The sequence below is a fragment of the Richelia sinica FACHB-800 genome (genome assembly GCF_014698825.1).
GTDB lineage: Bacteria > Cyanobacteriota > Cyanobacteriia > Cyanobacteriales > Nostocaceae > FACHB-800.
Genome location: NZ_JACJTT010000001.1, coordinates 290,175 through 304,068, shown reverse-complemented (window position 1 = coordinate 304,068; position 13,894 = coordinate 290,175). Strand labels below are relative to the sequence as shown.

At 38.1% G+C, this 13,894-nt stretch carries 10 protein-coding genes; 5 read left to right on the top strand and 5 right to left on the bottom strand.

Annotated elements, in window-relative coordinates; translation table 11 throughout:
• Positions 1-285: 285 nt before the first annotated feature.
• Positions 286-699: an S-adenosylmethionine decarboxylase family protein gene (locus H6G73_RS01245; RefSeq protein WP_199317552.1), complete on the top strand. Its 414-nt coding sequence runs from the start codon at positions 286-288 to the stop codon at positions 697-699.
• Here the strand turns inward: H6G73_RS01245 and H6G73_RS01240 are convergent.
• From H6G73_RS01240 to H6G73_RS01225, 4 genes are read right to left on the bottom strand one after another with little or no spacing between them, the layout of a single operon-like run.
• Positions 696-1,565, bottom strand: a complete 870-nt coding sequence (locus H6G73_RS01240; RefSeq protein ID WP_190601121.1) for a DUF350 domain-containing protein — start codon at positions 1,563-1,565, stop codon at positions 696-698. The two genes, H6G73_RS01245 and H6G73_RS01240, sit on opposite strands and share 4 nt — an antisense overlap.
• A gap of 3 nt (positions 1,566-1,568) precedes the next feature.
• The gene (locus H6G73_RS01235) at positions 1,569-2,573 is read right to left on the bottom strand and encodes a lipid II:glycine glycyltransferase FemX (protein ID WP_190601120.1); all 1,005 of its coding nucleotides are present in this window, start codon (positions 2,571-2,573) and stop codon (positions 1,569-1,571) included.
• Between the two features lie 43 nt (positions 2,574-2,616).
• Complete coding sequence (locus H6G73_RS01230) at positions 2,617-4,044, bottom strand: spermine/spermidine synthase domain-containing protein (RefSeq protein WP_190601119.1); 1,428 nt, start codon at positions 4,042-4,044, stop codon at positions 2,617-2,619.
• Positions 4,045-4,051: 7 nt separating this feature from the next.
• Positions 4,052-4,696 carry a DUF4178 domain-containing protein gene (locus tag H6G73_RS01225; RefSeq protein WP_190601118.1) on the bottom strand — a complete coding sequence of 215 codons (645 nt, stop codon included), beginning with the start codon at positions 4,694-4,696 and terminating at the stop codon, positions 4,052-4,054.
• A 141-nt stretch (positions 4,697-4,837) separates the two neighbouring features.
• On the opposite strand from H6G73_RS01225, the gene H6G73_RS01220 reads away from it, so the two are divergent.
• The 3 genes from H6G73_RS01220 to H6G73_RS01210 all read left to right on the top strand — a co-directional run bounded on the left by H6G73_RS01220 (position 4,838) and on the right by H6G73_RS01210 (position 8,354).
• A complete protein-coding gene (locus tag H6G73_RS01220; protein WP_190601117.1) occupies positions 4,838-5,431 on the top strand; it encodes a TetR/AcrR family transcriptional regulator in 594 nt (197 codons plus the stop codon).
• 238 nt (positions 5,432-5,669) lie between these two features.
• Positions 5,670-7,121, top strand: a complete 1,452-nt coding sequence (locus tag H6G73_RS01215; protein ID WP_190601116.1) for an efflux RND transporter periplasmic adaptor subunit — start codon at positions 5,670-5,672, stop codon at positions 7,119-7,121.
• A 15-nt stretch (positions 7,122-7,136) separates the two neighbouring features.
• On the top strand, positions 7,137-8,354 hold the full coding sequence (locus H6G73_RS01210) for an ABC transporter permease (protein WP_190601115.1): 1,218 nt from the start codon (positions 7,137-7,139) through the stop codon (positions 8,352-8,354).
• A gap of 17 nt (positions 8,355-8,371) precedes the next feature.
• Here the strand turns inward: H6G73_RS01210 and H6G73_RS01205 are convergent, their stop codons facing one another.
• Entirely contained in the window at positions 8,372-12,154 is a 3,783-nt protein-coding gene (locus H6G73_RS01205; protein WP_190601114.1) for a two-partner secretion domain-containing protein, read from the bottom strand.
• Positions 12,155-12,646: 492 nt separating this feature from the next.
• On the opposite strand from H6G73_RS01205, the gene H6G73_RS01200 reads away from it, so the two are divergent.
• Entirely contained in the window at positions 12,647-13,702 is a 1,056-nt protein-coding gene (locus tag H6G73_RS01200; RefSeq protein ID WP_190601113.1) for a hypothetical protein, read from the top strand.
• Positions 13,703-13,894: the final 192 nt, after the last annotated feature.

Here is a 13,894-nt window from a genome sequence, read left to right as displayed (position 1 = left end):
GCTAGGACTTGAGGGTAAAACAACAGTCAGAGTAGGTCTGGAAAATATGTGTTATGGCAGGTGACAGGTGACAGGTGACAGTGCTAAAAGCCTTTGACTGTCTAAGTTTTAGTGTTAGTTAATGTCCTAACCGCTCTGTCCATTGCTATATCTCCCTTGTAGAGACATTCCATGGCTTGTCTCTACATTGTAATGATTAATTAACCATTTATTTTGTGTTACATTACCAAGAATTTATATTAACGTGAGTTCGATAGAGGTCATCGAACTCACGTTAAATCTAGGTTGATTTTTCTCCCTCAACCTAGCTATTTACCTTTAGGGTATTGTCAAACATCAGTGATTAAGTCCCATCATTTTTCAGCAATTCTGTCAGCATCTCCAACTGTTTTTAGTTGGCAATCAGAGGATTTTATTCAATTGCTCAAGCAGGCTGCTCAAACAACAGGATTAACTGTTGTTGGTGAACTTGTAGTGACATTTCAACCTCAGGGAGTCTCCGCCGTTGTGTTATTAGCAGAATCCCATATAGCGCTGCACTTTTGGCCGGAAGCGGCAAAGGTGACTATTGACATTCATATTTGTGATTATCAACAAGAGAATTTGCCCAAAGCCCAAATGCTTACACAAATACTCACTCAGGCGATTAGTAACTCAGATAAAAATAATTTTTGGTATTATTTATCTATCCATGATTAAAAACACCAGGCAATTAAAAACGAGGCAGCGATATAGGCGAATGCTTCTATTAAACCTGCACCAACGTTAGGTATTTCTTGATTAACTATTTCATCAGAAATTTTCACACCAGGTACTAAAATTAAATCAGCAATAAAGCGAATTATTATTAATAAACCTAAACAGAAAAATAGCACTAGAGCATAACGAAGAAAACTAATATTCCAGGTGACAAATTCAGCAGAAAAAGCAACTCGGACAATATTACCAGCCGCAATCAATAATCCAGCTAAACCTACACCAGCGGCAGGATTATTGCGTTTTTCAATTTCTGCAAACACATTGTATTTAGCGAAATTGGGATAAGCAAAACTAACTAATACTAATACTAGTAAACCAATTAACCAACTAACTAAGGCCACCAACCAACCACCACTTTCTCCAGCCAAAGCCGCATTTAAAATCAAGCCATTAGCGATATGGTTCCCGGCTTCTACGGTAGCTGCACCAATATTTCTATCTTGGATGATTTCTCGTTCACAATTAAAGTGACGCAAAATTAATTTATCTCCCACCCAAGCACCTGCCAACATAAAAAAAATCACCATGATACCGTAGTTGGCTAAATACAAGGCTTTATTGGGCAAACTACCTGAATTTTGACCTAAAACACCACCTAAGGCGATGACAATACCAAAATAATAGCCTACTAGAGCGATCGCTACTGCTGGGTTATCTTTAACAAATAACTCTAAGTTTAATTCTATCCGTCGTCGAAACAGCTTTTGGTAAATAAATTGTCCTAGCCAAAATAAGCTAAAACCTATGGCTAATTCTAGAATGACTACTCCTGATTGTGTGAATCCATCAATTAATAATTGATTCATTTATTACCCCCTCCCAAGTTTTTGAAATAAGCTAATGAGTGTGTCAGCTAACTGGTCATAAAAAAAGTAATCATGAGCGCCTATAGTTTTAATTACTTCACCACCAAATTGTTCTTTAAATTTGGAAAATTTGGCATAGGCGTGATGAGGTTCTAAGTTAAAACCATAGAAATCATAAAACTGGCAACCTCGTTGTTTTGCTCTTTGTATTGCTTGCCAATGTAAGCTATAGCTTGCCATCACCTGTGGGTGGTTATCGCTTCTGCCCCCATATAAATAAGTTGCTCGATTCTGGCAATAAATTACTAATATTCCCGCTAATATTTCTCCCTGCCAACTAGCTAAACCAATTTCTGCCATATTCTGAGGAAATAGGGTTTGGCAGAGATTAATAAAAAATCCGTAGGGTTCACCAAAAAATTTCTGACGTTGCACTGTTTCCCAAAACAAGTCATAAAATAAAGGAATTGCTTGGGCATCACAAGTGAATTCTGTTTTGACTTGATAGCGTTGGGAAAGGCGAATGTTATAACGTCCCTTTGGCTTCATATCGGCAAGAATTTTACTGATATTAGGGCGTAAATCCACTAATAAAGTTTCTGATGGTAATAAGTCAGCTGGAGCACGAGTGAAGCCTTGGAGGTAATCAGGTTTTTCACACCATAGAGGTTCAATTCGCAGTGCGATCGCACCATTTTTTTGTGCTAGTTTTTCTGCGGTTTTTAATAATAACTGCATTCCTTGTTCAGGTTCTTGCTCTGGTAATATAGGCCCACCAGGAGCAATTAATAAATTAGCATTGTTACTATGGGGATATAAATAATAAATACATCCTCCCACTAATTTTGTTTCTAAAAACAAACCATAGCGAAAGGTTTGATAACCTTCGATTTCCTTAAAATCTGCCCATGGGCAAGTTTGCATAAAGCAACCATCAGGCACTGAATTTACCAATAAATTCCAATCTGAATATTCTCCTTGAGTTAATTCTCTAATTGTTAATTCCATTTTTTATGTCAATTAGGCATGAAAAATATTGCCATATCTCAAATTACTCATCATTAGATTGTTTTAATGCAGTAGCTAACCAATATCCTCCGACCACAGTCATGATAAAACCTATAAATTTACCATCACCACTACTATAATCATCTCCACTGCTATAACTGGAACCTTTAGCAAATACCGAATCTGGAGCAACTAAGTTAGCCATTAACAAAGTCACAGATAACATAGTGATAAATTCAGCAACTCTCGGTGACAAGTGAGGCAAGGGTTGTTTATGATTAATTATTTCAGCTAATTTTTTCAATTCACTAGCTGTTTGGGGTGGTAATTCTGAGGCTCTAGCCAATAATTTATTTAATAGCTGCTTAGTATCTATTTCTGCTAATAATTCTTTAATATATGCCAACCATGTCGATGTCATTTTTGGGTTATGATAGTGATGGCGTGCGGGAATGAGACGATTAATTTCACCTAAATTTTCTGCACTCGATGGGGCAGCATAGATATTTTCTAACCAAAATTTCGTCACCGATTCTAAATCGAGAAAATCACCATCGCCAATTTCTGTGGTTGCTGTTTCTGTTACATCCAAAAAATCGATGTGACCATCACAATTTACAGCCACATTTCCTGTTGTGACTGGTGCATTCAGCAGGTAATATAATAATTGAGGACTGTCAATGGTGTGAACGAGGACGTTGTGCCGAGAGTGTGCGATCGCATTGGCAAAGAAAAATGCCTGTAGTAACTGGCTTTGGTTTAAGGAATTTAAATCATCGGGTAAATAAATTGTCTCTATTTCTTCTCTGGTAATGACCTGGACTGAAGCCAACAAGAAGCCCCAATGACCATAGCCATGGTTCTTAAATGAGGGAATATCTAGTTGTAACGGCTTTACCATGAAATCGGCTGCTAATATAGTTTGATATAAACACCAAAAAGCTGTGGTTTTCTGTTCTGGAGAAACACCATTAGTACAGATAATTCCCGGTGCAATTAATACTCGATTAATTTCTTGAAACCATTCTCGGCTATATATTTGCGTTTCTGCTGATGAATGAGGATAGGTAAAATCACAAATAATAATGTGGTAATGATTATCTGGTAATTGAGAAACAAATCTCAAGGCTTCTTGGACATGAATAGTAACTTTTTCGCTCTCTAAACTACCCAAGTTATAAGGCTTAAATATCGTTTTGCCTAGTTCTATAACTTCTGAACTGTAATCAACTAAGTCGATTTTTTTAACTTGCTCAAATCGCAATACATCTCGCAGTGCTAAACCATCACCACCACCACAGATTAACACATGTAAATCTGTATGAGGAAATCTCTGGATTGCTAACCCTACAGCCGGAATTACCAAATGTTCATGATAAATGGCTTCATCAGCAGTATCAAACTGCAAATCTCCATTGATATAAAAAGCAATACTCTGGTCATGGTGTTCAATAAATAATGAAATAGGCATTGGTAATTTATCCAAATATCATTAGCAAAATTCCCACGGACATGGTGATCAAAGCTAAGACAATCTGAATAATTTTCTCTGGGTCAATTCCATTGGTTTGCGAGTATTTATTAATATTTTTTTGCAGTTTATCAAATTCGACTGGCTTTACTATCTTAGTAGAATAAATATTTAATTTTCCATCAGAAAAAGCTTCTATTGCCAAATTTAATGTATGGTCTAAATTCCAATAATCCCAAGTCAGGCGAGATTTTCTTTCTCCTTCTACCTGATAACTACCTTGAGTTTGGGAATCAAAATAATAGGATTTGTAAAAAAGTTTTAATTCTGGATAGGGTTCCGCCCTTGATTGCATATCTTGCCACAGTTGAGGGACGATATTGACCGATGAATTTGGTAAAAATAAGCTCACATCTGGCAATTCACTAGCAAGATACCAATTCACTGTATTTGGGGTTTGGTTGGGGTCGAATTCTCGTAGCAAGTAATATTCTGACCCACCATATGATTTTAACAACCACTCCTGGGTTTCATAGCCTTCAGGGTCTTGATATCTGCTGTAATCTTCTATATCCCAATCAACACTGTGATACCTGATGCGATCGCCTGGACGCAACCCCTGGAGTTGGTCTTGAGTAACAATTGTGGGCATAAAAGCGTCAATGTCAGCAATTGTGATGCACTACCATATCATCCATACCGTCCCAGGTGCTAGTAAATTTTAAATGACTTTACACAGTAGTTGACGCGATCGCTATTAATTTGTTAAAAATAAGTAATAACATACTTATTTATGGCACGCACACAAAAAATTACCAACGAGCAAATTTTAGCCGCAGCCCGTGAGGTATTTCTCGACCAAGGTTTCACTGGGTCAACTTTAGACATTGCTCAAAAAGCCGGCATTTCTGAAGCATCAATTTTTAAAAGGTTTTCCACAAAAGAAGAATTGTTTTTCGCATCTATGGGTATCCCAGAAAAACCCCAATGGGTGCAAGAAATAGAGTCCTTAGTAGGGAAAGGAGATATTAAACAAAACCTCATTTATATCAGTCAACAAATCCTCGACTTTTATCGTCAAGTAATGCCACGGATGATGATGCTACGCTCCTGTGGTAAAACATTACCAGAAATGAATAGTACGAAGTCAAAACCTAGTCGTGATCTCAAAGCACTCACTCTTTTTTTAGAGCAAGAAATTGCCCAAGGTAGACTCCGCTGTAATGATGCGAAAACCATGGCACTAATGTTGATTGGTTCATTAATGAATTATGTGTTTCTGGAGCAAATGAATGTGATTCCTAGCGTCATTACACCAGAACCTATGTTTATTCAACAGATGGTAGAGATGATTTGGCAAGGGATTGCACCTGCTTTGGAAGATTAAAACAAGTATTTATTTTTTTTATCGTATTAATAAGTAATTACTTACATTTTTTTAATATTGAAAATTTATTCATAGTAAAAAAAAATTGATATCTATCAGTAATTTCCCTTTTTATTCCCTCGAAAACTCGCTCATTTCACCCAATTAGGTGAGAATTGAATACAATTAAAACATTAGTATTAAAAATTTATTTAGTAACTTTTTACCTACCTCTCACTATGATTTCGAGTCTTTGCGTATGACCTCCTACATAGAAATTCCTTTCCTTGGCAAAAAAGTTAAATATCCATTGCGTTGGCTGATGGGAATCTTGGCCAGTAGCGTTTTGATAGTGGGAACAACCACCACCATTAAATCTTTACATCCAAATGCCAAAAAACTAGATATTACCGAATTAACAGTACCCGTAGAAGCTAAAAAAGTCACTGTGCGAATTACCGCTAGTGGTAAAGTGCAACCGATACAAAGCGTCAACATTAGCCCGAAAAGTCCAGGCATACTCAAAGACTTAGAAGTTGAACAAGGACAAACGGTGCAAAAAGGCCAAATTATTGCCCGCATGGATAATTCCCAAATCAGAATGCAGATTCTCCAATATCAAGCTAACCTCCAACAGACAAAAGCGCAGTTAGCGGAAAGTTTAGCAGGTAGTCGTCCTGAAGAAATTGCCCAAGCCAAAGCCCAATTAGCCCAAGCACAAGCTCAATTAGCCATCGTTCGGGAGGGAAACCGTACCCAAGAAATTCAACAAGCCCAAGCTCAAGTAGATGCAGCACAAGCCCAGGTAGAATTAACTCAAGCAAGACTAAAACGTTATCAAGGTTTAACAAAAGAAGGTGCAACTTCCCAAGACACCTTGGAACAGTATGCTAGTGAAGATAAAAGAGCAAAAGCTAGTTTAGCGGAAGCCCAACGTCGATTATCCTTGCTCAAAAGTGGCAACCGCAACGAAGATATTACCAAACAAGCAGCGGTAGTGGCTCAACAACGAGAAGCATTACGCAAACTACAAAATGGTAGTCGTCCTGAAGAAATTGCCCGTTTGAGAGCATCTGTCGCTGCGGCTCAAGCACAGTTAAAACAACAACTAGTAGAGTTAGAAGATACGATTATTCGCGCTCCGTTTTCAGGAATAGTTACCCAAAGATACGCTACTCCTGGTGCTTATGTCAGTCCTGCTATTTCTGCTTCCAGTGATGCTTCTGCTACCTCTACCTCCATAGTGGCTTTAGCTAGGGGCTTAGAAGTGCTAGCAAAAGTGCCGGAAGTAGATATTCCCATGATTAAACCAGGGCAAAAAGTCGAAATTGTCGTCGATGCCTATCCTGATGAAGTTTTTCAAGGAAAGGTGCGGTTAATTGCCCCAGAAGCAGTAGTAGAACAAAATGTGACTTCTTTTCAGGTGCGGGTTGCTATAGAAACTGGCAAAGATAAATTACGTTCGGGGATGAATGTCAGTGAAATTACGTTTATTGGTGACACCATCAATAATGCTTTGTTGATTCCCCAGGAAAGCATCGTTACCCAACAAGGTAAAACAGGGGTAATGGTTCCCGATGCAGAGAATAAACCTCAATTTCGTCCCATCACTATCGGCACTAATATTGATAGCCAAGTGCAAGTGTTAGAGGGATTGGAACCAGGAGAGAGAGTCTTTATTGACCTGCCGAAAGAAAATAAGCAACCGTAAATTATTGACACAATCATGGATATTGTCGAAAGCGTCAAAATGGCCACCACTACTCTACTAGCAAATAAGCTACGTAGTAGCTTAACCATGCTAGGAATTATCATCGGTAATGCTTCAGTTATTGCCATGATTGGCATTGGAGAAGGAGCACAAAAACTAGCAACAGAGCAGTTTCAATCCTTGGGGCCAAATGTACTGTTTATTATTCCCGGTAGTCCAGAAAGCCGCAACCGTAACATTGAAACACCCAAAACTTTGGTGTTGGAAGATGCTAAGGCGATCGCTAGACAAGTTCGTTCTATTATATCAGTAGCTCCAGATATTACTAATCGAGCCACCATTACCTATAGAAATAAAAACTCCAAAAGTTCAGTCATTGGCACAACTCCTGAATATTTATCAGTCAGAAGTTTTGAAATTGCCCAAGGTAGATTTTTGAATGAATTGGATATTAAACGCAATAATCCCGTTGTCGTCCTTGGTCCAGATTTAGCTAAAAAACTATTTGGTAATCAAAATCCGATTAATCAGCAAATTCAAATTAAAAATGTCACCTTTCAAGTTATTGGTGTCACAGTGGCTAAAGGGGCTTTTTTAGGCAGCAACAATGATGATGTTGCCTTTATTCCCATCTCTACTATGTCTAGTCGTATTGTGGGGATTACCTCTCCTTACGGCATTGATTTAAGTATGATTTCCGTCTCAGCTAAAGATGCCAATAGCATTCGTGCTGCTGAATTTCAAATTAAAAATTTACTGCGACTTCGCCATAAAATCACTCAAGAAGATGACTTTACTGTTCGCACCCAAAAGAACATTTTAGATATTATCGGTACAGTGACCAATGCCTTAACAACAATGTTAGCTGCCATTGCTGGTATTTCTTTACTAGTAGGTGGCATTGGGATTATGAATATCATGCTGGTGTCTGTGACTGAACGTACCCAAGAAATAGGACTGAGAAAAGCCATAGGTGCAACCCAACAAGACATTTTGCTGCAATTCATGATTGAAGCTGTAATTCTCTCCGTAGCAGGTGGCTGTATTGGGATCACCTTAGGTGGTGCAGGAGTGGTGATAGTAAGTATTGTTACTCCCTTGCAATCAACCATTTCCCTGGTAGCTGTGACTTTAGCGGCTGGAGTGTCCGGTGGAATTGGTCTATTTTTTGGTGTGGTTCCCGCGCGTCGTGCTGCCCAACTTGACCCCATTGTGGCGTTAAGAAGTGCATGATGATTTCAATGACAATTTCAATGACAACCAGGATGAACCAATTCAGGACTTTGGGGAGTCACAGATGCTGCTGATGCGGTGAGAATCACTTTACCTTCTTGAGTAATTAACCAACCTTGTGCTTGTTGAATGATTGGAGATTGAGGTTTTTTGTCTCCTTGACTAGTTTTGACAACTTCTCTGAGGACAACAGGAGATGTGTTTTGTCTGGGGGAACGAGTTTCCCACTCAACTATTCCTGGAGAGTTAGCAATGGAATCTTGAGAACTAGCTGGTAAACCGGCTTTACCTGTAACGACAAAAGAACTACCTCCCGCAATGCGATTGTTTTCCAACGCACACAGATTTTTTGCAACTAAAGATTCCGCATCGACAAAACTAGCTATTAACTCCACTAAACCCGCTGCTGGGTCTACTCCTGGTGTGTTTATTTCCACATTTCCACTGACACCCAATTCCGAAGATACTGTGATATCACTTAAAGGAGTTAATTGAGGACGAAATTCTAAACCAAAAATGTTATCCGTCGTGATGTAAATATTTCCACCATTGCCTTGAAAAGCATTAGCAGTAATATCACTATTTTCATTAGGAAATGCCACAATTAAAGGAGCATTAATTGTAATATTTCCACCATCCCCTCCAGCTTGATTGGTTCCCGCAGAAGCAGTGATGCGACTACCGCGACGTAACAGCAACGTGTCTTGAAGTTTTAAACTGATTTCTCCACCTTGATTACTGGCAGTTTCTGCATTAATAAAAGCATTATTATCTAAAGTCAAAGTAGCACCTTGTACATCTATATTGCCACCTTTTCCTGTACCTTTGCTGTTGACACCTATACCTGCACCATCACGGATGATAAAGGTGGGTGGGTCGATATTAATATTGCCACTATCACCGCTAGAACCTGGAGTAGTGTTAGCAAATAATCCGCTGTCACTATCTGCGATAGTCAGACTATCTGTGATTTTGAGGGTAATATTACCAGCTTTAGCACTACCAGAGGTAGTAGTAATTAACTTACCACCACTGTTAGCAGTAAAATTATTAGCTTTAATCTCAATACTGCCGCCTTCCCCATCAACGTTAGCGGCAGAAATTAGCGCACCATCTTTAATAGTAAAGTCCCCAGCATTAACTGTTAAGCTACCGGCAGCACCTGTACCTGTTGCTTCTACAGAGACCTTTGTATCTCCTGTTAAAGTGACATTTTCTTTAGCTTTAATTGTTACACTTCCTGCTTGACCATTAGCGGTAGATGCAGAAATATTACTGTTATTAATTAATAAATTATCTAATCCTGACAAAACAATATCACCACCAATACTTTCGGTACTAATTGCAGTCAGATTTACTCCATTTTCAAGGGTCAACTCTTCAGATTTAATGTCAATACCGCCAGCATCTCCTGTCCCTGTTGCTTGCACAGATAAACTTGCTGCTCCATTCATAATAATTGCTGAATCAGCATTCAAAGTGATTTTGCCACCTTGTCCAACACCAGATGTGAAAGCAGATATTTGAGATTGATTAGATATTTCCATATTCTGTGCTTTGAGGACAATATCGCCAGCATCGCCATCTGCCAAAGTATTAGAAGAAATGGTAGATGAGTTATTCAAAATTAGTGAACCATCATTCACTTTAATCTGAATATCACCTCCTTTCTGTCCATTAATGAATTGGGTGGTACTGAGAGCTTTACTATTATCAAAACTAACTAATTTTTCGCCTTCAATAGTAATGTCTCCTCCTCTACCATTTCCTAGAGCGCGAGAGTCGAGTGATGAACCATTATTGAGGTAAACTTCATTAGCTTTAAGTTTGATGGCACCACCAGTACCCAATGCTCCATTACTTACTTCACTGACTAAACTGGAGTTATTTAAATTGATACTGTCGCTAACATCAAAAATGATATCTCCCGCCTTAGCAGCACCAAAAGTTATAGTTTTGAACTCTACTGAATCTTCTGCTAAAAACGATTTGGCTCTGATATTAATATTGCCACTTTGTGCATTGGCATTACTACTGTTAGTCGCACTGTAAATAGATTCAGGCTTTAAGTCACCTTTAATATAAATATTAGCTTTACTATCAAGAAGGATATTTCCTCCTAATAAATTTCCTTGAGCATTACCTGCTTGAATAGATTGTACGTAAGCTCCAGTATTTAATGTAATATCGCCTTGGGATTTTAGAGTTATATTTCCAGATTTTACTCCATTTGATATAATCAGTGACTCTAAATAAATATTTCCATCTGCTAATAATTTGACATCTCCACCCTTGGATTCCAGACTACTTCCTCCATTCATACTCACTCTATTCAGGCTAATATCTTGACGAGCATCAATCATTAATAGACTGCCGACATTATCAATATTATCTGTTCTAGCACCAATGGTATCCACTGAGATTGTGTTTTGATTGGCATTAGTTAGGGATTGATTTGGTTTATATTGATTGGATAAAAAAACAATGCCACGATTAGTGCTTGTGGGATCATTAAGGATAGTGTTGATTGTGATGGCAGCACTAGTGGGATTATTTCCTAGCACTGGTGAAAGGTTTGTTCCGTTAGTATTTCCAGGAAAACCAGGTATTAATGACCAATCAATACCAGCACGAATATCGACAGTTTGGTTTTGGCTACCATCAATTACTATAGGGGTACCATCGGAGAGTTGGAAGGTAGCTAAACTAGCAAGGAAAGCATTAGGGTTGTTGGGATTAATTGTATTTGCAGTTGAGTCGGTTCCATTAATAGTAATCGTATCAATAGTTACACTACCTCCAGCCAGGATATGTAAAGAAGCACCTGTATAATTATCTAAACTGACATCTCCCTGAGCTAAAATGATGGGGTCTTGATCGCTGAATAAGTCACCATGACTACCATCAAGTTTTTGAATTTGAAATTTTCCTCCACTCCCATAATGAATATCACCTTTGATAGTTTGGTCAGACCGCAATATCATGTCTCCACCGGAGAATAAACCACTTTGAGGATGGTTTAAGGCAAATATATCGATTGTTTGATTACCTTGAAGAAGTAGGTTTCCCTGTGCTGTAGCGATAAAGGGATGATTGGGACTATCTTTAATATTTAATGTATGGGTAGCTAAAAGTTGTAAGTCTCCTCCAGATGTTAACTGTCCTTCTAGATTGAGATTGTCAGCTGCTAAGGTGAGATTTTTACCTGTGGTGAGATTTCCTTGATTACTAATTGTTGATTGTGTTTGTTTGAGTGCTTGTGAAAATAATGCTCCTGGTTGAACGGAAAGTAAATTACTGGCTTGGGGGTTGGCAGCACTAAATAACCCATTTTCTCCTAATGTAATTCCGTCAGCAGTAGTAGCAAAAAATGAACCTTTAATGTCAAGGGTGGCATTTTTACCAAAGATGATGCCATGAGGGTTGAGTAAAAACAGGTTAGCGTTGCCTAAAACACCCAATTTACCAAGAATTTGAGAAGAGTTGCTACCAGTGACGCGACTGAGAATATTTTCAACACCTGCAGGGTTGGCAAAGTAAGCTTGTGATTGTTCAGCAATATTAAATTCAGAGAAGCTATGAAAAAGATTTGCACCTCTTTTAGCACCTCCTTCAATTAACTGGGATGGTAGGGTGGGTTTTTTGGTGTCGTTTGTTACTTTTGACGCTTCTCGACCGAGAGTATTATCGGGTATGATTTGGGCGATCGCACTTTGGGCAGATAATCCCGCTAAACTAACTATTGTCGATAAGTTAATCAGACAAGTAGTCCATTGAGAATTTAAATATAGCTTAGTCATAGGTGTTAGCGTTTTTTAATGTATATTGTTTGTTACTGTAGTCAGTATATAGCTAATTAATAGTTTCAATTATTTATATTTACGTAATTTCATCGTTGTTACTTAGATTCCCATCACTACATATCACACAAAAGATTTGAGCATTTGACAAGTGTCAGTTACTTGTGCGACAACTGTAGTTCAGAAATAACCATGAAAAACTAGACTTGATTTGATCTGTGTTCATTCTTGAGCCTAACATTGGCCAAACTCGGATTAAATCATCAGATTTCGGAAGATTAATGAATTTTTATTCATCATAAATTTATATTTATACTCATCTCAACCTAATTTTTAACTCAGGGAGTGTATCTTTTTTACACTTGCTCAGTTTTTTTGTTTAAGATGCTGTGTTTTTTTCATGAAGAAGGCATTAAATCCTTGTAGCAGACTTATCTCTGTTGTAGTCTTTGGGTAGTTATAAATAAACTATACAAAAATACGGAGCCAACTATGTCTGCAATCAAGTATTTATTGAAGCTTGGCATCACAGCGTTAATACTAGGAATCACTTCTAATGCTACTCCTGCTAATGCTCTAACACTGAGAATTGGTAGTTTCAGTAATACAACTTTTACTGGAACTAGAATCAATGATAATGGTACAGGAGATGCTTCTTCTAGCCTCCTTAACACCATTACTTTTAATACAAGGTTTGATAATTTCGATGTGGCAGGAAGTTTAGTAGCTAGCGAAGATCCTTTTACAGGATATGTAGTCCTCAATTTAACTAAATTTTCTATCAAAAATATTGCTACAACTGCCAGAATATCTCCAACAATTAGATTTGAACATGCCTTTAGTACCCCTTTTCTGGCCAATAGTTTATCTGGAATACAAGTTTTTGACGGTACTTTTACGGCTCCTACCAATTCCACTCTCCGGACTACTACTTCTGCTCAAGTGAGAACGTTTTTTACTTCAGTAGATCCAAATTGGACTCCTTCATTTAACTCTATCACGACTACCCCTAATAGTATTTTTGCTAGTGCCACAACACCAGCCATTCCCACTGGACAAACCAGGTTTGATTTCAAAATTGGTGTCAGGTTACCCACTACCAATATTTCCAATCTCAAAGCTGTAGGAGAAATTCAAGCTATGAGTTTGGGAGCAGGGGAAACATTATCTTTACCTAACAGTGCCTGTACTGTGATTGCCTCTAAAAATTATTATTCAGAAGATGAAACTGGCAACAATCAAGGTAATCCAGCGACTCCTGCAACTCCTGCAACTCCTGCAAATCCCAATGGCCCAAGTAATCCAGCAACTCCCGCTAATCCAGCAACTCCCGCAACTCCTAGTAATAATCATGAAAAAGAAAATGATGAGAAAAAAGTTTTTAATGAGGAGGAAGCTAGAAGGATATGTGACTCTCTTCAGGTCCCTGAACCTCCCTCTGTACCCACATCCATACCTGAAACATCTGGAGGATTGAGTGTGATTGTTTCAGGGATTTTAGGAGCAGGTTACTGTATGATACGTAGACAAAGTATAACTCTAGCCTAAATCATTGATTTTCCACTCAAGAACTACGTTTGAATTTTTCCATCAGGTTTAAAGTTTCCCCATATTATTCACTAGTTATAAATTTGGGGTTTTGGGTGCAAATTTGTCAGTAACTAATTCTCTACAATTGCTAATTCATCAGGGTCTGGCATCATCATTTTTTGGTCAATTTCCTTTCAGTTGCAAAATTTC

What these genes read in the sequence shown, in the direction of transcription:
- H6G73_RS01200 (WP_190601113.1), top strand. Translation starts at nt 12,647, where the DNA reads ATGTCTGCAATCAAGTATTTATTGAAGCTTGGCATCACAGCGTTAATA.
- H6G73_RS01205 (WP_190601114.1), bottom strand. Translation starts at nt 12,154, where the DNA reads ATGACTAAGCTATATTTAAATTCTCAATGGACTACTTGTCTGATTAAC.
- H6G73_RS01215 (WP_190601116.1), top strand. Translation starts at nt 5,670, where the DNA reads ATGACCTCCTACATAGAAATTCCTTTCCTTGGCAAAAAAGTTAAATAT.
- H6G73_RS01210 (WP_190601115.1), top strand. Translation starts at nt 7,137, where the DNA reads ATGGATATTGTCGAAAGCGTCAAAATGGCCACCACTACTCTACTAGCA.
- H6G73_RS01225 (WP_190601118.1), bottom strand. Translation starts at nt 4,696, where the DNA reads ATGCCCACAATTGTTACTCAAGACCAACTCCAGGGGTTGCGTCCAGGC.
- H6G73_RS01220 (WP_190601117.1), top strand. Translation starts at nt 4,838, where the DNA reads ATGGCACGCACACAAAAAATTACCAACGAGCAAATTTTAGCCGCAGCC.
- H6G73_RS01235 (WP_190601120.1), bottom strand. Translation starts at nt 2,573, where the DNA reads ATGGAATTAACAATTAGAGAATTAACTCAAGGAGAATATTCAGATTGG.
- H6G73_RS01240 (WP_190601121.1), bottom strand. Translation starts at nt 1,565, where the DNA reads ATGAATCAATTATTAATTGATGGATTCACACAATCAGGAGTAGTCATT.
- H6G73_RS01230 (WP_190601119.1), bottom strand. Translation starts at nt 4,044, where the DNA reads ATGCCTATTTCATTATTTATTGAACACCATGACCAGAGTATTGCTTTT.